Annotated in this window: 26 protein-coding genes and 1 riboswitch; of the genes, 11 read left to right on the forward strand and 15 right to left on the reverse strand. The window is 64.7% G+C overall.

Going from position 1 to position 24,918, the window contains the following annotated elements:
- The 8 genes from AC4GY7_RS17350 to AC4GY7_RS17385 all read right to left on the reverse strand — a co-directional run.
- Positions 1-3,276: UvrD-helicase domain-containing protein (locus AC4GY7_RS17350; RefSeq protein WP_491116391.1), on the reverse strand; the 3,276-nt coding region annotated here is incomplete at its 3' end.
- A 3-nt stretch (positions 3,277-3,279) separates the two neighbouring features.
- Positions 3,280-3,831 (reverse strand): hypothetical protein, encoded by a 552-nt coding sequence (locus tag AC4GY7_RS17355; RefSeq protein ID WP_491116393.1) that lies wholly within the window; start codon positions 3,829-3,831, stop codon positions 3,280-3,282.
- A 31-nt stretch (positions 3,832-3,862) separates the two neighbouring features.
- A complete protein-coding gene (locus AC4GY7_RS17360; RefSeq protein ID WP_491116395.1) occupies positions 3,863-4,672 on the reverse strand; it encodes a DNA-binding response regulator in 810 nt (269 codons plus the stop codon).
- Between the two features lie 712 nt (positions 4,673-5,384).
- Positions 5,385-6,632 (reverse strand): hypothetical protein, encoded by a 1,248-nt coding sequence (locus AC4GY7_RS17365; RefSeq protein WP_491116397.1) that lies wholly within the window; start codon positions 6,630-6,632, stop codon positions 5,385-5,387.
- A gap of 396 nt (positions 6,633-7,028) precedes the next feature.
- Entirely contained in the window at positions 7,029-7,187 is a 159-nt protein-coding gene (locus tag AC4GY7_RS17370) for a hypothetical protein (RefSeq protein WP_491116399.1), read from the reverse strand.
- Between the two features lie 675 nt (positions 7,188-7,862).
- The gene (locus AC4GY7_RS17375) at positions 7,863-8,405 is read right to left on the reverse strand and encodes a recombinase family protein (RefSeq protein ID WP_491116401.1); all 543 of its coding nucleotides are present in this window, start codon (positions 8,403-8,405) and stop codon (positions 7,863-7,865) included.
- A 261-nt stretch (positions 8,406-8,666) separates the two neighbouring features.
- The gene (locus tag AC4GY7_RS17380; RefSeq protein ID WP_204200589.1) at positions 8,667-9,119 is read right to left on the reverse strand and encodes a DUF190 domain-containing protein; all 453 of its coding nucleotides are present in this window, start codon (positions 9,117-9,119) and stop codon (positions 8,667-8,669) included.
- Positions 9,076-10,434, reverse strand: coding sequence for a voltage-gated chloride channel family protein (locus AC4GY7_RS17385; RefSeq protein ID WP_007406263.1), 1,359 nt, complete (start codon positions 10,432-10,434; stop codon positions 9,076-9,078). Before AC4GY7_RS17385 ends, AC4GY7_RS17380 begins: the two co-directional genes overlap by 44 nt.
- A 23-nt stretch (positions 10,435-10,457) precedes the next feature.
- A riboswitch (Fluoride riboswitch) is annotated at positions 10,458-10,534 on the reverse strand.
- A 163-nt stretch (positions 10,535-10,697) separates the two neighbouring features.
- On the opposite strand from AC4GY7_RS17385, the gene AC4GY7_RS17390 reads away from it, so the two are divergent.
- From AC4GY7_RS17390 to AC4GY7_RS17405, 4 genes are read left to right on the forward strand one after another with little or no spacing between them, the layout of a single operon-like run.
- Positions 10,698-11,063 carry a DUF305 domain-containing protein gene (locus tag AC4GY7_RS17390; protein ID WP_219994278.1) on the forward strand — a complete coding sequence of 122 codons (366 nt, stop codon included), beginning with the start codon at positions 10,698-10,700 and terminating at the stop codon, positions 11,061-11,063.
- 1 nt (position 11,064) lies between these two features.
- The gene (locus AC4GY7_RS17395; protein WP_007406255.1) at positions 11,065-12,504 is read left to right on the forward strand and encodes a YncE family protein; all 1,440 of its coding nucleotides are present in this window, start codon (positions 11,065-11,067) and stop codon (positions 12,502-12,504) included.
- 1 nt (position 12,505) lies between these two features.
- Complete coding sequence (locus AC4GY7_RS17400) at positions 12,506-13,015, forward strand: RNA polymerase sigma factor (protein WP_007406239.1); 510 nt, start codon at positions 12,506-12,508, stop codon at positions 13,013-13,015.
- The gene (locus tag AC4GY7_RS17405; RefSeq protein WP_007406229.1) at positions 13,012-13,782 is read left to right on the forward strand and encodes an anti-sigma factor family protein; all 771 of its coding nucleotides are present in this window, start codon (positions 13,012-13,014) and stop codon (positions 13,780-13,782) included. Before AC4GY7_RS17400 ends, AC4GY7_RS17405 begins: the two co-directional genes overlap by 4 nt.
- A 51-nt stretch (positions 13,783-13,833) precedes the next feature.
- Here the strand turns inward: AC4GY7_RS17405 and AC4GY7_RS17410 are convergent, their stop codons facing one another.
- Both AC4GY7_RS17410 and AC4GY7_RS17415 read right to left on the reverse strand, forming a co-directional pair.
- Positions 13,834-14,346: an MgtC/SapB family protein gene (locus AC4GY7_RS17410; RefSeq protein WP_183952279.1), complete on the reverse strand. Its 513-nt coding sequence runs from the start codon at positions 14,344-14,346 to the stop codon at positions 13,834-13,836.
- A complete protein-coding gene (locus AC4GY7_RS17415) occupies positions 14,343-15,410 on the reverse strand; it encodes a molybdopterin-dependent oxidoreductase (protein ID WP_491116406.1) in 1,068 nt (355 codons plus the stop codon). The genes AC4GY7_RS17410 and AC4GY7_RS17415 overlap by 4 nt, the downstream gene beginning before the upstream one ends.
- Positions 15,411-15,556: 146 nt before the next feature.
- On the opposite strand from AC4GY7_RS17415, the gene AC4GY7_RS17420 reads away from it, so the two are divergent.
- From AC4GY7_RS17420 to AC4GY7_RS17450, 7 genes are all read left to right on the forward strand, one after another.
- Entirely contained in the window at positions 15,557-16,429 is an 873-nt protein-coding gene (locus AC4GY7_RS17420) for a LysR family transcriptional regulator (protein ID WP_183952277.1), read from the forward strand.
- Positions 16,426-17,577 (forward strand): TDT family transporter, encoded by a 1,152-nt coding sequence (locus AC4GY7_RS17425; protein ID WP_345907745.1) that lies wholly within the window; start codon positions 16,426-16,428, stop codon positions 17,575-17,577. The genes AC4GY7_RS17420 and AC4GY7_RS17425 overlap by 4 nt, the downstream gene beginning before the upstream one ends.
- An 89-nt stretch (positions 17,578-17,666) precedes the next feature.
- Positions 17,667-18,902 (forward strand): molybdopterin-dependent oxidoreductase, encoded by a 1,236-nt coding sequence (locus AC4GY7_RS17430; RefSeq protein ID WP_007406293.1) that lies wholly within the window; start codon positions 17,667-17,669, stop codon positions 18,900-18,902.
- Positions 18,903-18,916: 14 nt separating this feature from the next.
- Positions 18,917-19,399, forward strand: coding sequence for a c-type cytochrome (locus AC4GY7_RS17435; RefSeq protein WP_007406258.1), 483 nt, complete (start codon positions 18,917-18,919; stop codon positions 19,397-19,399).
- Positions 19,400-19,702: 303 nt separating this feature from the next.
- The gene (locus AC4GY7_RS17440; RefSeq protein WP_309730835.1) at positions 19,703-20,356 is read left to right on the forward strand and encodes a nucleotide-binding protein; all 654 of its coding nucleotides are present in this window, start codon (positions 19,703-19,705) and stop codon (positions 20,354-20,356) included.
- Positions 20,353-20,682 carry a hypothetical protein gene (locus AC4GY7_RS17445; RefSeq protein ID WP_309730833.1) on the forward strand — a complete coding sequence of 110 codons (330 nt, stop codon included), beginning with the start codon at positions 20,353-20,355 and terminating at the stop codon, positions 20,680-20,682. The genes AC4GY7_RS17440 and AC4GY7_RS17445 overlap by 4 nt, the downstream gene beginning before the upstream one ends.
- The gene (locus AC4GY7_RS17450; protein ID WP_309730830.1) at positions 20,679-21,632 is read left to right on the forward strand and encodes a replication initiator protein A; all 954 of its coding nucleotides are present in this window, start codon (positions 20,679-20,681) and stop codon (positions 21,630-21,632) included. The genes AC4GY7_RS17445 and AC4GY7_RS17450 overlap by 4 nt, the downstream gene beginning before the upstream one ends.
- A gap of 572 nt (positions 21,633-22,204) precedes the next feature.
- On the opposite strand, the gene AC4GY7_RS17455 is transcribed toward AC4GY7_RS17450, so the two are convergent.
- The 5 genes from AC4GY7_RS17455 to AC4GY7_RS17475 are packed head-to-tail and all read right to left on the reverse strand — an operon-like array spanning position 22,205 to position 24,853.
- Positions 22,205-23,746, reverse strand: coding sequence for a type IV secretory system conjugative DNA transfer family protein (locus AC4GY7_RS17455; RefSeq protein ID WP_491116412.1), 1,542 nt, complete (start codon positions 23,744-23,746; stop codon positions 22,205-22,207).
- Complete coding sequence (locus tag AC4GY7_RS17460) at positions 23,746-24,030, reverse strand: hypothetical protein (protein ID WP_309730824.1); 285 nt, start codon at positions 24,028-24,030, stop codon at positions 23,746-23,748. The genes AC4GY7_RS17455 and AC4GY7_RS17460 overlap by 1 nt, the downstream gene beginning before the upstream one ends.
- Positions 24,027-24,254 (reverse strand): conjugal transfer protein TraD, encoded by a 228-nt coding sequence (locus tag AC4GY7_RS17465; RefSeq protein WP_198355687.1) that lies wholly within the window; start codon positions 24,252-24,254, stop codon positions 24,027-24,029. Before AC4GY7_RS17465 ends, AC4GY7_RS17460 begins: the two co-directional genes overlap by 4 nt.
- 13 nt (positions 24,255-24,267) lie before the next feature.
- Positions 24,268-24,597, reverse strand: coding sequence for a conjugal transfer protein TraD (locus tag AC4GY7_RS17470; protein WP_309730818.1), 330 nt, complete (start codon positions 24,595-24,597; stop codon positions 24,268-24,270).
- Positions 24,590-24,853: a hypothetical protein gene (locus AC4GY7_RS17475; RefSeq protein WP_309730815.1), complete on the reverse strand. Its 264-nt coding sequence runs from the start codon at positions 24,851-24,853 to the stop codon at positions 24,590-24,592. Before AC4GY7_RS17475 ends, AC4GY7_RS17470 begins: the two co-directional genes overlap by 8 nt.
- Positions 24,854-24,918: the final 65 nt, after the last annotated feature.

Below are 24,918 nucleotides of genomic sequence, written 5' to 3' on the forward strand. Positions count from 1 at the left end.
CGTCAGCTTGCCCAGGTTCCTGCCTATCGCCTTATCGTCGAAGGCGAGCGCGATGGTCGGCTCGTCGTCGCCGAGGTGGATGATCTCTACGATGCAGCCAGGCAGTGACGCCGCGGCGGCCATTTGGAAGGTCGCGTCGGCGAGCCCCTTGCCGGTGGAGGACGAACTGTGCCCGGTCCTGACGACGCGGGCCACGTGCCGGCCCCCCGCAGTGACGACGTCGTCGGCGACCGCGGTCACCTCGTCGTCCCCGATCGACGCCACCAGCGGCCCCATGTCGGCGCGAGCCCCTCCCGCGCGGATCGTCACGAAGCGTCGGAGGAGGAGTGTGGCGACCTCTCGATGGAGGCGATATTCCTCGGTGGCGAGGGGACCCTTGGACCAGCGCAGCTCGAGCAGGGCCTCCATGTCGGCCATCGAGGATGCGGAGGGATCGGTGGCGGCGAGTTCCTTTACCACGCCTCGCACCAGGTCGTGCATCCTCGTCATCGTAGTCGGCGTGCGCCGCCCGCCTACGTCGAGGACGTGCGTGTAGAGAAAGCGGCGGGCGCAGCGGGAGTAGAGGTCCAGCTGCGCGGTGGTGATGCACACCGGCGGCCCGATGCGGATCGGAAGCGGCAGGGTCTCGGGATCGGCTGCACGTTCCGCATGCGCGATCGCCGGGCGTGCGTTCGTCACCCCCAGTCGGGCGATGAAGGGGGAGGCGTCGCGCCGGGCCCCCTTCGCCGTCTTGGTGGCCGAATACAGCAGCAGCCGGTCGCGCGCGCGGGATGCGGCGACGTAGAGCAGGCATTCCTGTTCGAGCGCATGGTCCGCGGCGGCAAGGGTGACGGTGCCGCCCTGTCCTCCCTCGATCATCCCGTCCGGGACCGGGCAGGCGGGTTTGCGCGCCGTGCTCGGCATCGCGTTCTTGTTGAGGCCCATGACGTGCACTGCGGGGAACTCGAGCCCCTTGCTACCGTGGATCGTCATCAGCCGGACGGCGTCGATGCCCTGCGCCGCCGCAGGCTGCTGGCGGAGGTCTCGCTCGTCGGCGAGCTGGACGAGGCGCCTGATTCCATCGAGCGTGCGCTGGATCGGGAGGCCGGGTCCCGATCGCTCCGCGCGCAGGAAGCCCATCAGCTGCCAGATCGCCACTCCCATGGCGCGACTCGAGACGTCATCCGCCGAGGCGAGCAGCGCGGCCGTCCGCGTCCGGTCTAGCAGGAGGTGGGCGAGCACCGTCCACGGCCTCGCGTCGATGCCGAAGCCGGCCAGCATCCCGGCGGCCCGATCAAGCGCGTTGGCGTCGCTCTGGTCCAGGTGCGGCGCCCTGGTCGTCGTGGATGCCCACGCCATTGGCGCCGCGTCGGTGGCGCGCAGGTGCTCGACGACGGCCGATGCGCCGGCGAGGCTCAGGCCGGTCGCGAGCCCTTCAAGCGAAGGTTTCCGAACGAGGCCCATCGCGCGTCGGTCGACCAGCAGTGAAAGGACGGACAGGAGATCCTTCACCTCGGGGCGCTCGAACAGGTTGCCAAGATAGAGCACCGGGATGCCGCGCCGCTCCAGCTCGCGGCCGACGCGGGTGACCCGGTCGTTCCCCGGGCAGAGCACCGCCTGATCGCGGAACGGCACCTGCGGCGAGCCGCGGAGGATCTCGTCGGCGAGCGCGTCGGCCTCGTCATCGTTGTCGCCGAAGGTGACGTGCTCGGGTCCAATCCCGATGGACGCGCGGAAGGCGTCGAGCGACGCGTCACCGGTGCCTGCCTGCATGCTCCCGCCGAACCTAGAGAATGCGCCAACGATCTCTGGCGTCGAGCGGTAGTTGACGCGCAGTCGGCCGCCCAATGCGCCCGGGAAGTCGTGGGTCGCGAACCGGGACATGTTGAAGGACGAGGCGCCGCGAAACCTGTAGATCGCCTGCCGCGCGTCTCCCACGGCCCAGAGGTTCCGGCCGGCGTCGGTCAACTTCTGGAGCAGCCGCACGCTGCTGCGGTTCACGTCCTGATACTCGTCGACGAGGATGTGCGAGTAGGTGGCGCGAAGCGCGGCCGCCGCCTGTGGATCGCCGTCGAGCAACGTGACTGGCAGCGACACGAGGTCGCCGAAGTCCACGGCGCAGGCCGCCTGCTTCAGCTCCTCGTATCTCCTGTAGACGAGCGCGACCTCGGCGCACCGCTCCCCCGCCGCGCGGGCGTCGGCGTCGACGGCGTTGTCCACCATCTGCTGAGCGAGGGACGCGAAGCGCTCGGCGTCGGCAACCTCGTCCTTCGCCCGCGACATTGCGCCGAGCATGTCCTTTAACGGGCGCGCCGGATCCATGAAGTCGCGGTGGTGCCGGAGGTTCAGGGCGAGGTATTCACGCTCCATGATGGCGATCGCCTCGCTGCGATCCATCATGCGGGGCTCCCTAGCGAAGCCCAGCTGACGATGGTGGCGCCGCACGATGTCCAGCCCGAACGCGTGGAAGGTGCCGATCCACATCGCCGGTGCGGCGTCGGGGCGGAGCAGCGCGATGCGATCCGAGAGCTCGCCTGCGGCCTTGTTCGAGAAGGTGAGCACCAGGATCGAGCGGGGATCGACACCGTCGTCAACCAGCCCGGCGACGCGCCCGACGAGCGTCTGTGTCTTGCCGGTGCCCGGTCCCGCCTCGAGTAGGTAGGGGGCACCGCGATGGCGGGCGGCTTCGGCCTGTTCTGGGTTGAGGGGCTTGGATGGGGACGCTGGCTGCTGTGGAGGGGCGGCGTCGATCTCCGGGAGCAGCAGGGCGTCGAGGAGCTGCATCGCAATGACGTCGAAGGGGGCACCGAGCCGGTCGGCGATCTGGCTGGCGGTCATGCCGCCGAGATGCAGGGATCGCGCACGAGCGCGGGGAAGGATCAGTTCGCGGCCGAAGAGATCCATCTGGACCTCGCGCCGTTGTCGTCGGCTGTAGTCGACGACCCTGTCCTCCCCGACAGGCGCCGTCTCAGCCGGACGGGCGGGATCGACCTCCAGGGCGATGTGCTCAGTGCGGTCGTCGCCAAGGGTGGCGTGTCCGAGCTCGTGACCGATCAGGAACGCCCTTGCGAACGCGTCGCCCGCGTCCTCGTGTCGGATCGCCCGGTCGTTCGGATCGAAGTGTGCGCGACAGCCGGCCAGGATGGGACTTCCCGCCTCGACCGGCTCGACGTCGAAACCTTTGTCGGCGGCGACGGCCGAGACGATGTCGATCGGATCCCAAGGGTCCGCACCACCGGCGACGGCTGCATCGTGTAGGGCCGCGGCGCGCTGCCGTGCGAGTTCGACGGCGTCCACCGGTCAGTCCTGCGGGTTCAGCAGCTGCTTGCGCCTATCCTCCGGCACCCTGCACTGCTCGAGCAGCGCCTCGAAGGTTACTTTGCCCCCGCCCGCGCTCGGCGCGTCGTCGGACTTGTAGCTGAGGCCCGGGGTCAGTCTTGGTGGCCCCGCCAAGAAGGCGCTGAGCTCGTCGACCCCGGTGCGCAGGCCGCGCGCCAGGGCCGCGACGAACCAGGCCGGGACGCTGGGGATGTCCACCGCCCGGGAGCGGAAGCCCTGGATCACGCCGCTGGGGACGTCGAGCGAGCGCCTGAGAATGACGAGTTCATCGGAGGCGAGCGCGGCGAACGGATCGGCTGCCTGCGCCGCCACGCGTGCCGGTGCCGCGGCATGGAAGTCGGCTAGGGACGCCTCGACCCAGGCCTCGTCAACGGGCGCCGAGATGTCGGCGGTTGCGCGCTGGAGCCGCATCTCCATCGACAGGTCGATCAGGTCCTCTGCGAGTTCGGGGTGGAGGCGCAGGTATCGTTCCAGCGTGTCCCGGTCGTGATCGAGCTCGATGGCGAAGGCCATCAAGACCTCTTCGGCGTCATGGTTGGGTTGGTCAGTCATTCCGGCTTCCGATCCCCAGCTGCTCCCGTATGGTCGCGATGGCGGCGTCGCGTCTGTTGCGCACGGTCTTCTCCGACTTCACGCCGAGGACCTTGCGTATCGTGAGGACGTCGTCGTCGATCGAGTCGATGGGCATGTCCTGGAGGAGCATCTCGATAACTCTGCTTTGCTTGTCTGGTAGTGTCCTGATCGCCTTTGCAACCTTGGACCGGTAATTCGGGTCGTCGGAAAGCAGCTCCTGTTTGACGTCGAGGCTGCCGACCGCCTTCTCCACTGCGATCGAGGGTTCGCCGCTCTCCTCGTCGTCGATCGTGTCCTTCCTCGCCATATGGCGTCGCGCTCGGCCCATGGATGTTTTGCGCAACGCCGCGATTGCGCCTGAGAACATGACCTCGAAATAGTCGAGTGCGGATCCAGGAGTTGCACGATCCTCGATCAGCCTGGCCTTGAAGATGTCGCGCACGCGATCCCGTGCATCTGCCCCGTGGATGTTCTCGGGACCGCCGGCCCGCTCGCCCTCAATGCGGGGAAGGGCGGACGCCAAGCGCCGCATGAGCTCCCGGTAAAGTTCGTTGAAGTACCGCTCATCGTTGTCGTTCCGCGTGGCGCGGATCAGGTGGACGAGGCACTCTGACTGCACATGGTTCGGTGAGGTCGCGTCTCGCACCTTCAGCCTCTCGAGGATCTCCTCGCGCGACAGGTTGACCAGTGATGCCAGCGCGGTTTCAACCTCCTCACGTCGAGCGTAGGGAGTGCCATCCCGTTTTCGCTTGGTGAGCCCCTCTACCTGCCGTGTCTGCAAGATCATCCTCTGATGTTTTCGCCCGTTCGGCGTTCTAGTTCTCCAGATGCCTGAGTGGCAGGTCGGACCAGCTAACTACTACACTCAGATTTCTGTCGAATCGGTTTATAGAATGAGGTTGGTCTTGGACCAAGCGCCGTTGTCCGAGAGGCCGAGCTTCGAATCCATTGTTTGGGCGTTGGTTCATTAGATTTTGGTGTCACAACCGAACGGTTTTTGACAGCAGATGATAGGTGAGCGCAGTCGGGCCAATTCTCATGCAAATAGGTCTCGCATTGCCCTTTGTCTGAAGCGGTTGAGCCAGCGCCGTCGACGATGTTCGGGAGCATCATGGATCATATGGCACCGCTGGCACAGGGCGGCGAGGTTACGCGGTCGATTGTCACCGGGATCATGGTTCAAATGCGCGCTAGCTAGTACGACGCGAGTCACGCGCGGGCTCGACGGGGCCATGCCGGCAAACATGAGTTGAGTGTGGGATAGATTGGGCTGAAGCTGTAGGGTGCGGACCCGCTTGCCCCGTCCGTCACGCCAGACCGTGGCATCCTCGTCCCACCAAGTTCCTTCGCCGAGATGGATCACCTCGCGGCCGTGGGGCCGTTGGCAGCGCTCACAACGGCCCTTTGCTCTTCGAAAGCGGATTAGCTGGGATAGTTCAGCCCAATCGACCGGGTACAGCCAGCGATGTTCAGGCGCGATCGGCATGGCAATGCTACGAGCCAGTGAAATCTAGGTGCAAAGGCCGGTCGAAGCGGGACTCCTCAGCGTCAGCGAGAACTTGTTCAAACCCAGCTCGATAGCCCTCTACAAGGCTTCGGCGTTTGGCATATGCGCGCCGTCGGCCTGGCGTATCAGCCTCGACGCGAAGGCGCAGTACGCCACGCAGCGCTGGCGGTCGATGATGCACCGGCAATGGCAGGAAGATCGAGGAACCGCTGCTATCCATCATGTAAGTGCGTTCAGCGAGCAGCGCGAGCGTGGCACGGAAGGCTACTAAGATGAGTTTGGCCTCATCGTCGGCCGCGGCATAGCTGCTAAGCACACCCAGATCGACAGGCATCAGCGGCTCTGCATCTGGAGCATCGCTGTCGAACACCCAAGGCTCCCACCAGATGGCGCCCATTTTTTTAAGCAGGTCGAGCCGATCCCACAGCGGTTGCCAATTTGGTTTCTTACCGGGGCCCGGAACAAGCTGCTTTTCAATCCAAGGCTTCTGCCAAGCTTGCGTTTGATAGCCGTGAGTTAAACCCCAAAGTGCATGCACCCCTGTTTCTGATATCTTCCGAGCTGATGGTTCAGGGGCGAGCTGGCGAACCTCGTTAATCGGAACACCGTGCGTGGCGTCGGTGATTATCGTCGCATAGAGGTCGATCAATAGGACGAGAAGCAGCGGATCGCCGGCCTCACGCACACGGCGCAACACTGGAGTTTCGTGTCCTAAGCCGGTGACGATCTGCACGGGCAGGAAGATTGGTTCGGCATCGCGCGCCAGTTCAGGCAATTCGTACTGCGGAGCCATGCGCGTCGACGCATTGGTATGCCTGACCAAGCCGGCAGCAATTAGCTCCTCAATCGCCTGCTTCGCGCGAGGCTTACCGATGCCGACATATTCGTCGCAAGCTTTAGCCGACCATTTAGTGAGTCGATGATCGCTCCCGGTGCCGGCCAGCAGCACCAGGTACGCCATGATAAGGTAGAGCCGGTTGGAGGCAGGTGCCGTCTGTAGCTTGTCCCACACATCAGGCCCCAGCGCGAAAAAGCTACTGCCGCTACCACCGCCCCTGACTCGCTTTTTGCCCTCTGCGGCATCCATGAGCGCACTTCCCGAGCCGATAACAATCACGTCATAGCACACCAGCTTACACCCATCAAGGCAATCAAGGCTATCAAGGGTATCAAGGTCATCAAGAACACCAGACCATATCAAGGTGATCAAAAAACCGCCGATCAGGCCGCGCAAACCGCGCTCGATCGTTGCGTTGACGTGCAAATCCGGTATAAGCCGCCCCCTTCGGCCTTTCCTTCGGGCCAAGGGATAATTTCAGGAGCGTTCGCCGGTATCCGGCGGTGCGTAGAGTTGCTGGGGGTATTTATGAACACTACCGCTTCCCAGCAGCTTGGAATGGCGGCTTTCCGGCCTCCACATAGCAGAGAGGCTTGGGATCTTCCGTCTTGTGCAAAAGCCTTGGTCCACACCAAACTCTCCGTTTTACATGGCACAGAAGAGCGAGGTGCTCTCGGTAAGGCGAAGGTAGAGGCACTTTACAATCTAGCCAAAACTGGAGCGGATTTCGCCGCGGCTACGGAATTGGTGAACTTTGTATGGCGTCAGAGCGTTGAAGATGAGCTCGTAGAGCTAGTTTTGGCGGGAGGTGTCGCGCCAATCGTGGCATTCCCACATCCCGGTTTCGATGATGATGATGCCATCGATCACGATGCAGGGCGGCGGCTTAGTAGCCGTAATGCGTTGCCATACGCGCATGCCGCTCGCCTGAGAATCGCGCTGACGGGCCATGAAAATGTGACCATCAAACAGGCGGCGCGAGTCGGACGTACCAAACTCAGTCGCTTTCCACGCTTCGTGTATCAGCCCAGTTTTACCGGGGAGGTGTCCCGCGACCGGCCGTACATCCTGGTGGATGATACCCTGAGCCTCGGGGGTACCCTTGCGATGATGCGTTCTTATATAGTAGGGCAGGGGGGAACGGTGATCGCGGTTTCCGCGTTGGCTCACTCATTGGGTAGGAACCTTGAGTTTGCTCAACGAGCGGTAACCGGTGATTCACTGATTGCGATGTATGGTCCAGAATTGGACGCCCTATGGAAAGGAGAAATTGGACATGACCCTTTTCGCCTCACTGATGCGGAAGGTCGGTTTCTCCTCGAATGGGGATCAGGAAGCGGTAAGAAGCTCGCAGACGCATCAGGACAGTCCCTTGTACACGAACTACGAGCTAGACTCGATCGAGCAAGAGCTACGTGCGGGTAACGCCGCGGGTTATGCGGCGGGTGTCGCATTTGGCCTAAAACCAAACGCGCGAATTGTTTCAGCCGGCCTTCGATAATATCGATCTATTCTGCGAACCCGCTACCTAGTTAATGTAGCGGGTTATTTTTTGCGTTGTCGAGTGCGCGCAGGCCAGCAGCACCGATTTCTAAGTGCCATGCGCCAGGATGCTCTCTGTGCGGCCTATAGGGCCCTGTAGAGCGTGGCATGGTGGCATTTGAGCAGCTTGGCGGCTTCCCGCACCGATCTGCCTTCGCTTACCAACCGCTCGCCGAGTGCAATCTGATCGGGCGTGAGCTTGGGTGGGCGGCCGAAGCGGACTCCCCTCGCTTTAGCTGCTACCCGCCCGCTGCTGGTGCGCTGGTGGATCAGCTCGCGCTCAAACTCGGCAATGCCGGCGAACACCGTCAGCACCATGCGACCGGCCGGCGACGTCGTGTCGGCCCAGGGCTCGGCCAGCGACCGCAGGCCGGCACCGGCCTCCTTCAGCTTCTCGGCAATGTCGAGCAGATCACGGGTGGAGCGTGCCAGTCGATCGAGCCTCGTCACCACCACCGTGTCATCGTCGCGCAGTTGCTCGATCATCTTGGCCAGCTCGGGTCGATCACGCTTCGCGCCTGACACCTTCTCTTCGAACGTCCGCTTGCAACCGGCCTCTTTTAACGCGGCGCGTTGTAGCCGGAGGTCCTGGTCATCGGTGGACACACGGGCGTAGCCGATCAGCATGTCGCAAAACTGTATCAAAAACGGAGCGTTGTGCAACCGACTTTTGCGACAGTGACGTACGAGGAGAAACGAGCGCCGGAATAGCTGTCGCAGAACTTAGGACATTAGCGACGAACCAGCCGTCCCATTTCTCCGTCGTACCCGGTGGGTTTTGGGAAAGAGCAATCGGGAACAGGTTTTGGGAATGCAGGGAGCGGCAGCGCTCAACGGCTCACTGCCGCCCTGCCCTTCTCGCCTCAGCTTCCTTTACGGGAACGCCGATCAGGCTCTGGTTAGCTCAGTTTTGCGCGTGATAGTCCAATGCTCCAGTCGTTTGTAGACGATCACCTTGTCGCCGATCAGATCTCCATGCCGGCGACAGAAGAGGTCGAGCTGATCGCGATCGCCGACCAGTTCGACACAGATCGTCAGATGCGGATCGGCAATTTCCGAGCCGTTCTCCCGGATCGGTTCGTGATTGCTGAAGCCGTAATGGGTATTTTGCGCGACGGCGTTGATGATGCCGTCCGCCTTCGCGGTGCGAATCAGCTCGCGATAGAGCGGCTTTGCCCCCCAGAAGCGACGCGGGCCGATCTTGTCGGACGGTTTCAGATAGATGCGCAGCATCCCGACTTCGCGGTGATGGACGGTGAAACGATTGGGCATGACGGGCTTTCGACAGGAAACAGGATCAGGCGCGCGTGCGCCGGCGAGAAGCGCGGTGCGTGCGGGCATCGCGCAGGGTCGCGTCGGGTGTGAGGTGTGCGGCAGGTACCTTTGGCACAGCGACGCGCTGCGACAGGTAGATGCCGTTGTGGCCTGAGCAGAGGTAGGCGACGAAGCACGCGACTGCGATCGGCACCGTATAGGCCGCGCCGAACAACTCGATCCCCATGAACGTGCAAGCCAGCGGTGTGTTGGCCGCGCCCGCGAACAGCGCGACGAAGCCGATCGCTGCGAATAGCCCCGACGGTACTCCGAACATCGGCGCGAGCGCATTGCCGAGCGCCGCGCCGATAAAGAACAGCGGCGTGACCTCGCCCCCCTTGAAGCCCGCGCTCAGGGTCACGACGGTAAAGAGCAGCTTCAGCGCCCAGCTCCACGAGTGCGTATCGGGACCAAAGAAGCTGGCGATGGTCAGGCTGTCCGGTGTCGCGGCGAGCGTACCCAGGCCAAGATAGTCGCGGGTTCCGAGCAGCCAGACCAGCGCAATCACGGCCAGCCCGCCGATAACGGGTCGTAGTGGGCCATAGGGGATCACGCGCTTCAACCATCCGCCCAGCGCGTGATTGGCCTCGGCAAAGGTCAGCCCGGTCAGACCGAAGGCAATGCCGGCGACACCGGCCTTGGCGACGAGCAGCGCGTCGACCGGCACCAGCGCATCGACATGGTAGACGCCGTGATGAATGCCCCAGGCAAGACAGGTCCAGTCACCGACCAGCGCCGCGACCAGGCATGGCACCAGCGCGCGATACTCGACCCGACCGATCGCCAGCACCTCCAGTGCAAAGACCGCGCCCGCAATCGGCGTCCCGAAGACCGCGCCGAACCCAGCCGCGATCCCGGTCATAAGGAGGGTGCGTGTCGCTTCCGCATCCAATCTGAGCGCGCGTCCAAACCCGCTGGCAAGACTGCCGCCCAACTGCACGGCGGTGCCTTCACGTCCCGCCGATCCCCCGAACAGATGTGTCACGACCGTGCCGAAGAAGATGAGCGGAGCCATGCGCAGCGGCACGCCGCCCCCCGGTTCGTGGATTTGCTCGACGATGAGGTTGTTGCCGCCTTCGACCGAGCGCCCTGTCAGATGGTAGAGCAGTCCGACCACGAACCCGCCGATCGGCAGCAGGTAGAGCAGCCAGGGAAAGGCGAAGCGAAGCCGGGTTACGGCGTCGAGGCTCCGCAGGAAGGCCGCGCAGAGCGTTCCCACCGCTGCGGCCATCGGGACCAGGATCAAAGCCCACCGCAGTACCGACGTGGCATGGGTGCGGCGATCGCGAATGAACGCTGCCATGTTGAACTGGTCATAGAGATTGCGAAATGTCGCGCGCACGATTCCTCCTTGCTGCCTTGCGGCGCCTGGTAGGAATCATCGGCCCTTGCGAGGGCGGTTCGACCGAATGGCCCGGCGGAAATCCATCGCCGTGCCTGCGCATATGCTGTCCGACCGCGACCCGGTCAACCAACCGCAGAAGCATGAGACTATCGTTTTGGTGAGGACCGATAAAATGGCTTTGGCCACGGAATAAACCCCGACGAGCATCGTCTACGCTTTCGAGACCGATGCGCTGGAGGCTTATGCGTAGACGAGATTGGATGCTGGGTCTGACGGCTTCGGCCCTACTTACCGGCGCAGTCGCGGCCGCCCCCGCCGATGGCTACGCTACCATGATGTCTGTCGCGATGGACCGGATGATGGCGGGCATGATGGTCAAGCCGTCCGGTGACGTCGACCGCGACTTCGTGGCGATGATGCTTCCGCATCATCAGGGTGCCATCGATATGGCGGTGGCGGAGCTGCGCTACGGCCATAACGAGCAGCTCAAGCGCATCGCGCAGGAAATCATCATCGATCAGCAGCAGGAGATCGCCGCCATGAAGCTGGCGATCGGCCAGCCGCTACCGCCTTCGACGCCAGCCCCGACGCAGGGCGGCGACCACCATAGCCCTATGGAGCACTGACATGATCCGGACCATCCTGCGCTCGGCCGCCTTGCTGATGAGCGCCGCACCGGGCCTCGCCATGGCCCAGCAGGCGCCGTGGAACGCTAAGGACATGCCCGTCAGCCACCGCGACCGCGTCTATGCGTCTGAACAATTCTCCAACACGGTGTCGGTGACCGACCCGGCCGACAACCGGCTGCTCGGCGTCATCAAACTCGGCGATCCCCAGCCGATGAACTTCTCCCCGCTCTACAAGGGACAGGTGCTGGTTCACGGCCTGGGCTTCTCGCCGGACGGGAAGACCTTGGCGGTCGTGTCGATCGGATCGAACGCCGTGTCGTGGATCGACACCGCCACCAACACCGTCAAGCACACGACCTATGTCGGGCGCAGTCCGCACGAGGCGTTCTTCACGCCGGACGGCAAGGAGGTGTGGGTCACGGTCCGCGGCGAGGATTATATCGCCGTGCTCGACCCCACGACGTACAAGGAGACGGGGCGCATCAAGACGCCCGGTGGTCCGGGCATGACGATCTTCTCTCCCGATGGCCGGTACGGCTATGTCTGCTCTTCGTTCAATCCGGTATTGGCTGTGTTCGATGTCGCGACCCACGCGCAGGTCGGACAGGTGGCGCAGCCAAGCCCCTTCTGCCCCAACATCGCCGCGACGCCGGACGGCAAGCAAGTGTGGTTTACGCTGAAGGACATCGGCAAGACGGTCGCATTCGATGCTCGGCCACCCTTCGCGATCCTGAAGGTGCTGGATACCGGGCCTATCACGAACCATGTCAATTTCGCCCGCACGGCCAAGGGGCAGTTCGCGTATGTGACGGTCGGCGGAGAGAATGTGGTCAAGGTGTTCCGCACGTCCGACTTCACGCCGGTGGCAACAATTCCGGTCGGCAAGATGCCGCACGGTGTTTGGCCATCGGGCGACGGCCGGCGCGTTTATGTCGGGCTAGAGAATTCCGATGAGCTGGCCGCGATCGACACTGCCGGCAACACGGTCGTCGCTACCGTGCCGGTCGGACAGGCACCGCAGGCGATCGCCTATGTGTCGAACGCAGTTCCGACAGGCCCCGGCACCGACAATCTCCAGCCGCTCGGCACAGCGGGCAAGGCGCTGCATCTGACCATGGGGCCGATTGGCGGCAAAGGTACGGCAAGCAGCATCACCCTCTTCGACCAGGGCATCATTCAGGTCGTGCAGAGTGCCGTTACCGGTTTGCAGCCCAAGAAGCCTTACATGCTCGTACTGACCGCCAATGCGGACGGCAGCGGCGCTGTAGAGCCGCTTGCGAACTTCATGAGCAACCCGGCAGGTGCGGCGATCGTCAACGCATCGGGTCCGATCCGCCAGATCGTTCAGGGCAGCACCGCGACACCCCGGCGCTTTCTGGCGGTTGCGGAGGTGGTGAACGGCGCGCCGGGGCGCATCGTGCAGGTGCAGCGCGACTGAGATGGACCCGCTTGCCGCCGCGATCGAACCGCTGATCCCCGGGCTGCGCCGCTATGCCCGGTCGTGGTTGCGCGACCGGGTGATGGCGGATGACGTGGTGCAGGATTGCCTGGAGCGCGCGGTCGGGCGCTGGCGACAGCGACGGGGTGCGGAGGTCCGCCCGTGGGTCTATGCGATCCTGCACAATTTGTTGGTCGATCATCAGCGGCAGCATAGCCGGCGAGGTACGGCGGTTCCGCTCCACCTCGTGGACGACGCCGCGCTCGGCCGCCCGGCCGATCAGGACACAGGCCTGCACCACCGCGACCTGCTGCGCGCGCTTGATGCGTTGCCTGAAGAACAGCGAACGGTGCTGCTCCTGGTCTCGGTCGAGGGCCTGCCCTATGCGGAGGTCGCTGCCGTAGTCGGCGTGCCGCTGGGCACGGTAATGTCGCGCATATCGCGGGGGCGCGACCGTCTGGCGACCCTCCTCCGGGAGGGTGAACGGCCGCGATTGAGGAGCGTGCAATGACCAGCCCGATCGGCGAGGACGATCTGGCCGCATGGATCGATGGCAGGCTGTCGCCCGAGCGGCAGCGCCTGGTCGACGCCTATCTTGAAGGCCAGCCGGACGTGCATGCCCGTGTGCGAGAGCAGGCGGAGCAGGCGCGAGCCCTTGCATCCCTGTTCGCCCCCGTCGCGGATGAACCGATCCCGGCGACGATGCGCGTGGCAGCGATCAGGGGACGGCAACGGCAACCGCGTTGGCAGCTCGCCATCGCCGCGTCACTTCTGCTGGCGTTGGGGTTTGGCGGTGGCTGGTCGAGCGCGCGGTGGAGCGGCGAACCCCGCGCGGGCATCGCGGCGCTGGCCAACGAGGCGAGTGATAATTTCCGTGTCTATGCCGCCGACCGGATACGACCGGCGGAGATCGGCCCCGACCAGCGCGCCATGCTGATCCGATGGACCTCCGCTCGATTGGGTGAGCGCGTCACGATCCCGGACCTCAGCACGGCCGGCTATCGCTATGGCGGGGGGCGACTGGTCGCGACGCCCCACGGCCCTGCGGCACTGCTCCTCTACGACGGACCGCAAGCGTCGAAACTTGCGGTGCTGACGAGGCCCATGCAGATCGACAAGACCGCGAGCATGACCAGCACGTCCAGCGGGACCATGGGCCGGGTCACATGGGCGGTCGACGGGATCGGCTATAGTGTGGTGGGCGAGCGACCCGCGGCCGAACTGCATCCGATCGCCGATGAAGTCCGGCGTCAGGCAGATGCCGCGCTTGTGTCCTGATAGCGCCTTGCCGCCTCCCGGCGCCGACGGGCACCGGGCGGTCCAGCGCGATCACGGCTTGCGCTCGACATCCTTCCTGTCGGTCTCGGCCGGCGTCAGACGGGCTCGCTCGCGGATGCGGCGTTCCAGCGGCGCGCCGACGAACAGGACGAGCATTGCAAGGCTCACCCCGCCGATGATGAGCGGCCACACCGCCAACCCTGCTGCCGCGCCGATCGTGGCTGTCACCCAGATGCACGCGGCGGTCGCCAATCCATGCACTTCCTGACCCTGGCCGACCCGCAGCACCGCGCCGGCACCGATGAAACCGACGCCTGTCAGAATGCCCTGCATCGCCCGCCCTGCGGCGTCGGCGTTTACATTTGGCAGGCCACTATGCACGACCGCCTGCACGGCGATGCAGCTCGCCAGACCGACCAGACCCAGCGTTCGCAAGCCCATGATCTGCCGGTTCTCGCGCGAGCGTTCCCAGCCGAGCACCATCCCGGCCGCGGTCGCCACCACCAGCCGCCCGATCGCATCGATCCAGAAGCCGATGTCCGATGCCGCTGACGCTTCGATCATTCGACCAGCACGTGGACGTGATGCCAGGCGGTGCACAGATAGCCGGCGAAGTTCCACATCGTGTCCGGCCGTTCGGGCTGTCCCTGTCCAGCCCCGTCGAAGGCGCGCACGACAAGGTGCTGGCGACCTTTGGCAAGCGTGGCGTCGAGGGTCCAGCGCCGCCAACCCCAGTGCGTCTCCGGATCATCGGCGAACGTCGCCTGTTGCCACTCGCGACCACCGTTTACCGACACTTCGACCCGAGAGACGCGGCGATCATAGGCGATGGCATAGCCCTCGATCCGCACCTCCCCGGCCGGCAGGCTTTCGCCAGAGCCGGGCACGCAGATCGCGGCGTTGAGCGGCATGGCATTGATGGTCAGACCCCGGCTCCAGTCGACGGTGTCGCTCGTCACATCGGCGGGAAACAGCTTGTAGTCGTGCGCCTGGATCGGTGCGTCGGAAGGCATGTCTCGCACCTCGATCCGTGTCAGCCATTTGGCGCTGCGCACGCCGGCATAGCCCGGCACCACCATGCGGAGCGGTGCGCCGTGTTCGGGCGTCAGCGGCTCGCCGTTCATCGCCCAGACGAGGAGGACGTCGGGCTGCCGCGCCTTGCTCATGGCGATCGATACCCCGAACAAGGCTTCCTCGCCCTCCACGTCCACCTCGTCCGCGCCGGTGAACGCCACGAACAGGTCGGACGCATCAGGTGCGCCGACCGCATCGAGCACATCGGCCAGGCGTACGCCGGTCCACTCTGCATTGCCGATCGCGCCGACATCCCAAGGATCACCCGACGTTTTTCCGACCTGCTGGAGGTCAGTGCGCCGGTTGCCGGCGCACTGGAGAACTGCCGTCACCGTCCGCGTGGGGAACGTAGCTTTCAGTTCCTCTACCGAGAAAGAGCGGCTCGCCATGCCCGTCCCGCTCACCTCGATCCGATGATTGGCGGGCAGATCCGGCACTGGCCCGTGGCTGCGCACGTAGAACAGCGCCTGCGGCGTCAGGAACCGCTCGATCAACGCACCGGGCGTCGGCTCGGCGTTGTAGGGATCGGATTTGCGCTCGATCATATCGGTCATGGACGAACAAACGCCGCAAGCGCGCGGATCGCTTCAAGTCTTCAAGACCATCACAGACGAAAGGCTGCCGATCGTTCCGATATCCAGATTGGAATGAGCAGATCAAACGGTTGGTCGTATCGATCAGATTGCGCGATATAAGCTGCATGACCCTGGAGCAGCTCAGAATCTTCGTCGGTGTCGCCGAGCGCGAACACGTTACCAAGGCAGCGGAGGTGCTGAACGTCACGCAGTCCGCTGCCTCCGGCGCGATTGCTGCCCTCGAAGCGCGCTACGGGGTTCCTCTGTTTCACCGCGTCGGGCGTGGCATCCAGCTGACCGAAGCAGGCCGCGGCTTTCTGGAGGAAGCGCGCGCGGTGCTGGGGCGGGCAGCGCATGCCGAGACGATGCTGGCGGACTATGCCGGGCTTGCCCGTGGTTCATTGCGGATCGTCGCCAGCCAGACGATCGCGAGCTACTGGTTGCCGGCAAAGCTCGCCGCCTTCCACGAACGCCACCCGCAGATCGCGGTTGAGCTCGCGATCGACAACACCGAAGGTGCGGCAGCGCAGGTCCTGAGCGGCGCGGCGGAACTCGGCTTTGTCGAGGGCGAGGTGGACGAACCGGCACTCGCCCACTGGAACGTCGGGCGTGATCCGATGGTGCTGGTCGGCCGCGAGGACGCCGAACGTGTCGACGAGGCCTGGCTGCGCACAGAACGCTGGATCGTCCGTGAGCTGGGATCGGGTACGCGCTCGACCTTCGAGGACGTGCTGCGAACGCGCGGGTTTGATCCGGCCCAGCTGACGATAGCGATGACGCTGCCGTCCAACGAGGCGGTGCGTACCGCGGTCGAGGCCGGTGCCGGCGTTGCCGTCTTGTCGCGATTGGTCGTAGCTCGTGCGCTCAAGGCCGGTGACCTTGTCGAGCTGCCGCTCGGGCTGCCCGACCGCGCCTTTCACGCGCTGCGCCACAAGGAACGCTATCGCACCCGCGCGGCCGACGCGCTGACGGACCTCATCAAGGAGCAGGTCGCATGACTGCCGACACGCACTCCGTTCTGAGCGGCCTCAAGCCGCTCAGCCGGCTCGATCATCCCCGCGAGATGATCCGTCAGTTCACGCCCAACTGGTTCGCCGCGACGATGGGCACGGGCATCCTTGCCCTCGCGCTGCCGCAGGTGCCCGGCATCGGGCCTTCGCTTAAACCCGTCGGCGAGGTGTTGTGGTTCTTCAATATCGCACTCTTCGCGCTGTTCGCCGGCCTTTATGGTGCGCGCTGGGCGATGTTCGGGCACGAGGCGCGGCGCATCTTCGGGCATAACACCGTGTCGATGTTCATCGGCACCATCCCGATGGGCCTCGCGACGATCATCAACGGCTGCCTCGCCTTCGGCATCGCACGGTTCGGGAATGGCATCGTACCGGTCGCACACGTCCTGTGGTGGATCGACGTCGCCATGTCGCTCGCCTGTGGCGTCCTGATCCCGTACATGATGTTCACCCGTCACGAGCACAGCCTGGACGGCATGACCGCGGTATGGCTGCTGCCGGTCGTCGCTGCCGAAGTGGCGGGCGCCAGCGGCGGGCTGCTCGCGCCGCATCTGACCGATCCTCACGCGCAGCTAGTCACGCTTGCGACCTCCTATGTGCTGTGGGCCTATTCGGTGCCGGTCGCGTTCGGCATCCTCGCCATCCTCATCCTGCGCATGGCGCTCCACAAGCTGCCGCATGAGAGCATGGCGGCGTCCTCCTGGCTGGCGCTGGGACCGATCGGCACGGGTGCTCTGGGCATGCTGGTGCTCGGGGCGGACGCGCCGGCGATCCTCGCGGCGCACGGGCTGGCCGGTGTCGGTACCGTCGCGGAAGGGATCGGCGTTGTGGCCGGACTCTGCCTGTGGGGCTTCGGCCTGTGGTGGCTGGCGCTCGCGACGCTCATCACCATCCGCTACTGGCGCGCCGGCGTCCCGTTCAACCTGGGCTGGTGGGGCTATACCTTTCCGCTCGGCGTCTACACCGTCGCCACCTTCCGCCTAGGCACGACGCTGAACCTCGGTTTCTTCGGTTTCGTCGGCACGGTGCTGACGGTTGCGCTCGCGGCGATGTGGCTGCTGGTCGGTGCCAAGACGCTAGCCGGTGCATGGCGGGGCAACCTGTTCGTCTCGCCCTGCATCGCCACCCCGAACTGATCCGCCATGATGATCGGATCAGTCGGTCCGATCACTTGCAGAATGCCCCTTCGATCCGCCAGCGTGACTGGCCACAGGAGAGCCTTGTCATGGACAATTTCGACGCCGGGCTGGCGAGTGAGACCAGCCGTCGCCGCTTCCTCAGCCATGCCGCGCTCGGCACCGCCGGCCTTGCCGCCGCGCCGGCACTGGCGCAGCAGCTCGTCGACCTGAAGCTGCCCGGCGGCAATGCCGAGCGGCCGATGACCAGCGCCTTTCCCGGCAAGGGCAGCATGATCCTCCAGCGCGTCCATCCACCCTTGCTGGAGACGCCGATGGAGGTCTTCGACAAGTCGGTGTTCACGCCCAACGACCAGTTCTTCGTCCGCTGGCACTGGGCCGACATACCGACCTCGATCGACGTCGAAAGTTTCCGCCTCAACGTCTTCGGCCACGTCAATCGGCCGCTGTCGATCAGCCTCGCTCAGCTGCTGCGCCTTCCACGGGTCGAGATGGCGGCGGTGAACCAGTGCTCGGGCAACAGCCGCGGGCTGTTCCAGCCGCGCGTCGCCGGCGCGCAATGGGGCAATGGCGCGATGGGCAACGCCAAGTGGCTCGGCGTTCGCCTGCGCGACGTGCTCGACCTCGCCGGGGTCAAGGCAGGCGCGGTGCAGGTGCGCTTCGGCGCTCTCGATCAGCCGGTCGTGGCGGGCGCTCCTGACTTCGAGAAGGCACTCGACATCGACCATGCCCGCGACGGCGAGGTCATGATCGCCTTCGGCATGAACGGCGAGCAACTGCCGCTCCTCAACGGCTTTCCCTGCCGGCTGATCGTGCCGGGCTGGTACTCGACCTATTGGGTCAAGATGCTGAACGCGATCGAGGTACTGCCCGGCCCTGACGACCAGTATTGGATGGCCAAGGCCTACAAGATCCCCGCGACACCCGGCGCGAATGTCGCGCCCGGTGCCAAGGACTTCCCGACCGTACCGATCAATCGCATGATCCCGCGTAGCTGGATGACCAGCCTGCCCGATGGTCAGGCGATCGCCTATGAAGCGTCGATCCCGGTCGGCGGCATCGCAATGGGCGGCGATTGCGGCGTCGCCAAGGTCGATGTGTCGTCGGACGGTGGCCGCACCTGGTACAGGACGACGCTCGGAGCGGACGAGGGCAGGTACAGCTTCCGGCGCTGGGACGGGCGGGTGCCGCTGAGACGCGGGCCTAACCCCATCATGGTGCGCTGCTGGAACACCAACGGTGTCGCTCAGCCGATGAAGCCGATCTGGAATCCCGGCGGGTTCATGCGCGGCAACATTGAAACCACCACCATCATCGCGGCCTGAGGAGCGAGCAAATCATGAAGACTCCGTCTCCCGGCATGATGGCTGCTGGCCTGATCGGCCTGACCGGCATCATCCTCGTCTCGATCGGCGCGCCGAGCAGCCGCAAGGCGCCCGTTCCGATCTCCGAGATGTCTGAGCCGGCACCGGCCGCCAGCGTGTCAGCGCGCGGCTTCTCGCTTGCCTCGACCAGCGTCGACCTGCCGGCCGACGACGCGACCTACCCCGACGGTCCGCACGCCGACGTCATCAATGCCAATTGCACCTCGTGCCACTCAGCCAGCATGGCGCTGACCCAGCCTGCGCTATCGGCGGATCAGTGGAAGGCGACCGTCACCAAGATGCGTGAGGTGTATAAGGCGCCAGTGGCCGAGAAGGACGTCGATGCGATCGTTGCTTATCTCACCGCTATGCCGAGCCAGAAGGTGGCACCCGCGACCGGCAAGGCGCAGGACCCGGACCCCAAAGTGGCTCCTGATGTCTCAGGTGGAACCGGCTAACCGATCTACTTCCATAATCCCGAAATACCATCCCAATCGGGACCAAATTTGCAGCTTAATCGCTTAGTGGCTTAATCGCCTATAATTGTGGTTGGTCCGTCCTGTACGGAACCGCCTTTTCTCTTCGCAACGGCAATCAGCCGGGCTGTGTCTCGCCCCCCTCCGCCGTCGTTCGCCATAAAGTAGAGTCGACGATCGAGGTCATCTCAACGATCCGAGGACAGTGGCTAAGCGACTAATCACCTTTACGACTAAGCGGCTAAGCGGTATAAGTCGCTTAGCCGCTTAGTGGGAGTAGCAGTTATGCAGGTATGGGCCGTGATTGCGCAGAAGGGCGGTCAATCCAAGACGACCCTCTCTACCGGCTTCGCCGTCGAGGCGGCGCGCGAGGGGGCGTCTGTCGTGATCCTTGATGCTGACGATCGGCAAGGTTCGGCGCTTTACTGGTCGGAACGACGCGACATGGACGATGTGATGGTCAAGGACAGCAGCGTCGCCGGCCTGCCGCTCCACGTCTCGCGCGGACGGAGCAGCGGCAAGATCGACCTCATCATCATCGATACGCCGGCGAACTCGAAGGACATCGCCATGCTTGCGGCCGAGCAGGCGGATTTCGTCATCATCCCCGTCGCGCCGCGCGGGCTCGACGTGCATTCGGTCTTGCAGACCGTAAAGCAGGTCCAGCAGGCGGGCACGCCGTTCGCGGTCATCCTAACCCAAGTGCCACACCAGGGCGGGGAGGGGCAGGAAGCTCACGCCGGTTTCGCGGCGAAGGGAGTGACGCTGTTCGACAGCCGCCTCCATTTCCGCAAGGACTATTACAAGGCGACGCCGCTCGGACGGACAGCGGCCGAGACGGAGCCGGACAGCAAGGCGGCGGCCGAGTTACGAAGCGCCTATAAAGAGGCTAAGCGACTAAGCGGTTATACGACTAAGCAAGTAAGCGAGTTTGCATGATGGCAAGGAAGCCTTCCGCGCTGGCCGGCATCTTCGATGACCAGCCCGAAGAACAGGCGCCGGCACCCGCCGTCGAGCCTGCCCCCATGCCTCAGCAGTCTGCACCCGCGCGTCGATCACGCCGCGACGCCGGCGCCTCGGCAGCGCCAGCCAAGCGCAGCAGTCATCCCGGCAAGAAGCCGGTGTTGATCCATATCCCCGAGGACATGCACCGCGCGTTGCGTCAGCTCAGCGTCGAGGAGGGCGGGGAACCGCTTACCGTTATCACCGAACGCCTGCTCCGCCAGTATCTGGTCAAGCGGGGGCACACCAGGTTCGCGCCATGAGCAAGCGGCGTGATCCCAACCCCGAGTTCGACCTGTTCATCCCGGCGCTGGGCGACCTGCCGCTCCGCGACCAGCGCGAGGTCATGGAGCGGCCGTTCTTCTCGCTCCAGAAGCGCAAACGGTTGAAGCCGATCGAATACAAAAGTCCGGATGGCGAGGCGTGGGTGCGCGTCCAGGCGATTCCCGACTACGGCATGGCGACGATTTGGGACGCCGATATCCTGATCTGGGCGGCGTCTACGCTCAACCGCATGAAGCAGCAGGGATTGAACGACCTGCCGCGCACGCTGACGACGACGCCCTACGACCTGTTGCGGGCGATCAAGCGCAGCACCGGGGGCAGGGACTATCAGGAGCTGCAAGCCGCGCTGCTCCGGCTTCAGACCACATCCATCACGACCTCGATTCGGGCGACGAAGCGCAGGCAGAAGGCGGGCTTCAACTGGCTGGATAGTTGGACGTTCGATACCGACGCTGACACCGAACAGCCGCGCGGGATGACGCTGACCCTCTCCGACTGGGTTTACGAGGGCATCGTCAACGAGAAGTCGCTGCTGACCATGCACCCCGACTATTTCCTCCTGTCCGGGGGGCTGGAGCGGGCGCTGTATCGGATCGCGCGCAAGCATGTCGGCTCGCAGCAGGGTGGGTGGTTGTGCCGGGTCGAGGTGTTGCGCGACAAGACCGGCAGCGACGCCCAGCCCAAGGAATTCAACCGGATGCTCCGGCGCGTGATCGAGGCCGATCAGCTCCCCGACTATGCGATGGAGCTGGCGGAGACGACCGACAGGAGTCCGGCCGTCCAGTTCAGACGCCGCGGCGAGGCTGAGACGCTGGCGCTGGCGGAGAAGATGCGGGCGGAGGAGGAGCGGCGCGCGCGCTTCGACGCTGATCGCCGGCGCACTGAGGAGGTGGATGCCCGGATGGACAAGCTCGCGGGCCGACGCTGACTATCGGGGTTTCACCCACCGCTGGCCTAACTATCGGGGTTTCACCCACCCGGCATAGTCTTCCAGCGGTCGCCGGCGTACCGCTCCGGATGGCGTACAGCCTCTCAGTCTGTGGATAATCGATCCGGGCACGCGGTTTTCGGGTACGTCTGACTCGGGGTTTCACCCACCATTGCTTCGGGGTTTCACCCACCGCACTATCGGGGTTTCACCCACCGAATCACGGGGTTTCACCCACCGGGCATTCTCGTAGGCTACTGAAAACAGGCCAAAGATTCCGCTTTTTGGACCCCTTAACCTTCTTAACGATTCCTATTTAACAGAATCACTTAACCGACACGGACGTATTCAAGGAACGGAAAGGGAATGCGGAATTGCCTCTTTGAGGCAATGCGCCTTCGTTTCGTGCCGGCTATCGCCGTCACAGGAGCGGCCTAACAGCCGCAGGCTTCCGAAAGAAGCCAAGCCGATCCGGCGGTGTGTGCCTGTCGGCGTCACGCTCGTTGAAAAGGCAGGGTGGGGAGGTGTCCCGAAGCCTATCGTCGGTTTCGCCGGCGTGTAGGCGTGTACGATCACGCCGGATCGTAGAGGCCGGCGAACTCGCGTTCGGCATAGTAGCGGATCTTACCAACGACGAGCGGGTGCTGGCCCTGCCGCAGCAGGAGGAGATCGTCGGGGTTCATCCGCATGATTTCGTCGGGCGTCGCCAACCGGCGCGCGGCGACGTGGCCGCTGGAGCTTTCCGATCGGGTGCCGTCGCTGAAGATGCTCGCCGGGCCGGATGTGCCGAACGTCTCATATTCGATGGTGGTGTCGCCGATCGTGCGCGACAGCATGTCGGCGGTGGCAAGATCGTTGACCCCGAACGTCTGGATCACACCGGCGTTGGACATGAAGGTGCCGGCGCGCTCGCCATAGGTGGCCTTGAGCTGGTGCATGTCCTGGAGGATCGGCCAGAGCTGCATTCCGTAACCCGCCATCAGCCCCATCGCGCGTTCCACCGGGTCGAGGCGGCCGAGCGCCGCGAACTCGTCGAGCAGGAACAGCACCGGCTTGTCCGGCCGGGCAGGGGAGCGCGCCATGTCGGTAACGGCTTGGCTCACCAGCAGCCGCAGCCAGCGCGCATAGGTATCGAGCCGATCGGGCGGCAGGCACAAGAACACGGTGCTCGGCCGCTCCTTCAGGTCCGCGAACCGGAAGTCGGATGCCGACGTGCTGTCCACGATGCGGGGACTGTCGAGAAAGTGGGTGTGGCGCTGGGCGGACGACAGCACGCCGGCCGCTTCGCGATCGGACTTGCCGAGGTGGCGGTTGGCGGCGCGCGCGATCAGGCCGTGCGCGCCGGTGCTGGCCTGCATGTCGGCAAGCAGCGCGGCGAAGCCGGCGGGATCGCGGGTGAGCTTGTCGCGCACTGTTGCCAGCGTGGCGAGGGCAGGGGGCTCATGGATGACGGTGTGTAGGATGATGCCGGCGATGAGCGCCTTGGCTTCCTCGTTCCAATGCGCCTCGCCCGATTGTCCCGGTGCGTCGTGGACCAGCGCGTCCGCGACCGTCTGTGCGTCTTCCGCGAGGTCCGGGCTGGCGGCATCGAGCCACGCCAGGGGATTGTAGCGGGCCGCAGGACGCCCGGAGACGCCGAAGGGGTCTAGACACCACACGTCGCCCTTCCTTGCGCGCGTACGGGCCGTGACGCGGGCATTCTCGCCCTTGGGGTCGATGCAGATCACCGAGCGGTCGAGCAGCAGCAGGTTGGGGATGATCGTGCCGACACCCTTGCCCGAGCGGGTGGGTGCCATCGTCAGCAGATGGGCCGGGCCGTCATAGCGCAGCAGCTTGTTGTTCCGGCCCGATCGTCCAATGACGAGATCGCCCGAGCCTTCGAGCTTCGCCAGGTCTCGGCGATCGCCGAAGCGAGCCGATCCCATCAGCGTGTTACGACCCTGCCCGCGTCGGTTAAACTTCCAGATCGCGAAAAGGACCAGGCCGGTGAGCAGGAACGGCACGTCAGTCGCGATCTCGCCGACGCCGAAGATGCCCTTGAGCCAGCTATTGCTCGCCATCAGGACGACGAAGCCGATCAGCAGCGCCCAGAGCGGCCCGATCCGCACCGGCATCAGCAGCTCGCGCCGGCCGGAGTGATCGCCAGCGCGGAATCGGCATCGGGATGGCCGAGCAGCCTGAGAAGGATTTGCGTGGCTAGGGCAGGGGGCACCCGTTCGTCGCGCATCATATCGAACAGGGCATCATCCTCGGGCGTCAGCGCCATGCCTTCGATCGCGAGATTGGCGCGAGCGTCCTCGTCGTCCTCGCGCCACATCGTGTCCTCGGTTGGGCTGCCCCGCACATAGTCCAGCGCACGAACTTCGCTCCGCAGCGTGTCGAGGTCGATCGTCGTCATTCGCCCGTCTCCCGTTCCGCTTCTTCCGCGTCGAACGCCCGCCGGCCGCGGCGCTTCCACAATGCCAGCGTGTCGTCGCCAGCCTCGCTCCTTGCCTTGCCGACCAACTCCAGCAGCGCACCGTAGATGGTCGCGCGATCGTCGTCGGCGAGATCGACCAGCCCGGCCTTCTGGACGAGGCCGCCCAGTTCGATCAGGTGGCGGGTGCGTTCGCGGCGTTGCACGACCCAGCCCCTGCTATCCGTTCGCCGTTGCCCCGCTTCCGTCCGCAGCGTCGCCGCGCGGTTCAGTTGCAGCGCCCGATCCGTCGATTGCAGCAGCGCCGCCACCCTTGCGCCCGCGCCGTTGAAAGAACGCCGCGCCCTTCGCGCGCCATGCCTCCTTCGCGCTCGCATCCTTCGATCCGATCGCGTCGAGCAGCACGCCTGCGAGTGTTTCAGCATCGAGTGCGTCGGCACCAGTTGCGGTGACCAGCGCCCCGAGCTGTTCCACCCGCTTCGCCTTGAGCGCCTTGGCCTTGTCGCCGAGCGCCTTCAGCTCCGCATCGTAATCGCGCACCTTACGCATCGCGATCATCCTCGTCGGGTTCATCCGGCGCGGCAGGAATATCCGTCCACAGCAGCCCCGATGTTCCGTTTGCATCGACACCGGACGGAGCTTCCTCGTTCCACAGAACGCGCCAACCGTAGACCACGCCGTCGTCGCTGGCATTCTCGTCCAGATCAAAGGGGTAATCATCAAGCGTCTCGACGCTGATCCCGAGCGCTTGAGCGACATACGCATCGCGGCGTCGCTCCATCGCTTCCTCGTAAGCACGGCTCATCATGCTCTCCTCGTTCAGCCAGTTTGACAGAGCAGACGGGGAGCGCAAGCCTAAAGCGGGGCAAG

This window comes from Sphingomonas sp. SP5, assembly GCF_058313455.1.

Bases quoted from the DNA above. Each gene is read 5' to 3' on its own strand.
- AC4GY7_RS17355 (WP_491116393.1), bottom strand. From the start codon at position 3,831: ATGGCCTTCGCCATCGAGCTCGATCACGACCGGGACACGCTGGAACGA.
- AC4GY7_RS17370 (WP_491116399.1), bottom strand. From the start codon at position 7,187: ATGGCCCGTCAGCGCGATTCTCAGGCGAGCGGCATGCGCGTATGGCAA.
- AC4GY7_RS17375 (WP_491116401.1), bottom strand. From the start codon at position 8,405: ATGCTGATCGGCTACGCCCGTGTGTCCACCGATGACCAGGACCTCCGG.
- AC4GY7_RS17380 (WP_204200589.1), bottom strand. From the start codon at position 9,119: ATGCCCGCACGCACCGCGCTTCTCGCCGGCGCACGCGCGCCTGATCCT.
- AC4GY7_RS17390 (WP_219994278.1), top strand. From the start codon at position 10,698: ATGCTGGGTCTGACGGCTTCGGCCCTACTTACCGGCGCAGTCGCGGCC.
- AC4GY7_RS17395 (WP_007406255.1), top strand. From the start codon at position 11,065: ATGATCCGGACCATCCTGCGCTCGGCCGCCTTGCTGATGAGCGCCGCA.
- AC4GY7_RS17400 (WP_007406239.1), top strand. From the start codon at position 12,506: ATGGACCCGCTTGCCGCCGCGATCGAACCGCTGATCCCCGGGCTGCGC.
- AC4GY7_RS17405 (WP_007406229.1), top strand. From the start codon at position 13,012: ATGACCAGCCCGATCGGCGAGGACGATCTGGCCGCATGGATCGATGGC.
- AC4GY7_RS17410 (WP_183952279.1), bottom strand. From the start codon at position 14,346: ATGATCGAAGCGTCAGCGGCATCGGACATCGGCTTCTGGATCGATGCG.
- AC4GY7_RS17415 (WP_491116406.1), bottom strand. From the start codon at position 15,410: ATGACCGATATGATCGAGCGCAAATCCGATCCCTACAACGCCGAGCCG.
- AC4GY7_RS17420 (WP_183952277.1), top strand. From the start codon at position 15,557: ATGACCCTGGAGCAGCTCAGAATCTTCGTCGGTGTCGCCGAGCGCGAA.
- AC4GY7_RS17425 (WP_345907745.1), top strand. From the start codon at position 16,426: ATGACTGCCGACACGCACTCCGTTCTGAGCGGCCTCAAGCCGCTCAGC.
- AC4GY7_RS17430 (WP_007406293.1), top strand. From the start codon at position 17,667: ATGGACAATTTCGACGCCGGGCTGGCGAGTGAGACCAGCCGTCGCCGC.
- AC4GY7_RS17435 (WP_007406258.1), top strand. From the start codon at position 18,917: ATGAAGACTCCGTCTCCCGGCATGATGGCTGCTGGCCTGATCGGCCTG.
- AC4GY7_RS17440 (WP_309730835.1), top strand. From the start codon at position 19,703: ATGCAGGTATGGGCCGTGATTGCGCAGAAGGGCGGTCAATCCAAGACG.
- AC4GY7_RS17445 (WP_309730833.1), top strand. From the start codon at position 20,353: ATGATGGCAAGGAAGCCTTCCGCGCTGGCCGGCATCTTCGATGACCAG.
- AC4GY7_RS17450 (WP_309730830.1), top strand. From the start codon at position 20,679: ATGAGCAAGCGGCGTGATCCCAACCCCGAGTTCGACCTGTTCATCCCG.
- AC4GY7_RS17455 (WP_491116412.1), bottom strand. From the start codon at position 23,746: ATGCCGGTGCGGATCGGGCCGCTCTGGGCGCTGCTGATCGGCTTCGTC.
- AC4GY7_RS17460 (WP_309730824.1), bottom strand. From the start codon at position 24,030: ATGACGACGATCGACCTCGACACGCTGCGGAGCGAAGTTCGTGCGCTG.
- AC4GY7_RS17470 (WP_309730818.1), bottom strand. From the start codon at position 24,597: ATGCGTAAGGTGCGCGATTACGATGCGGAGCTGAAGGCGCTCGGCGAC.
- AC4GY7_RS17475 (WP_309730815.1), bottom strand. From the start codon at position 24,853: ATGAGCCGTGCTTACGAGGAAGCGATGGAGCGACGCCGCGATGCGTAT.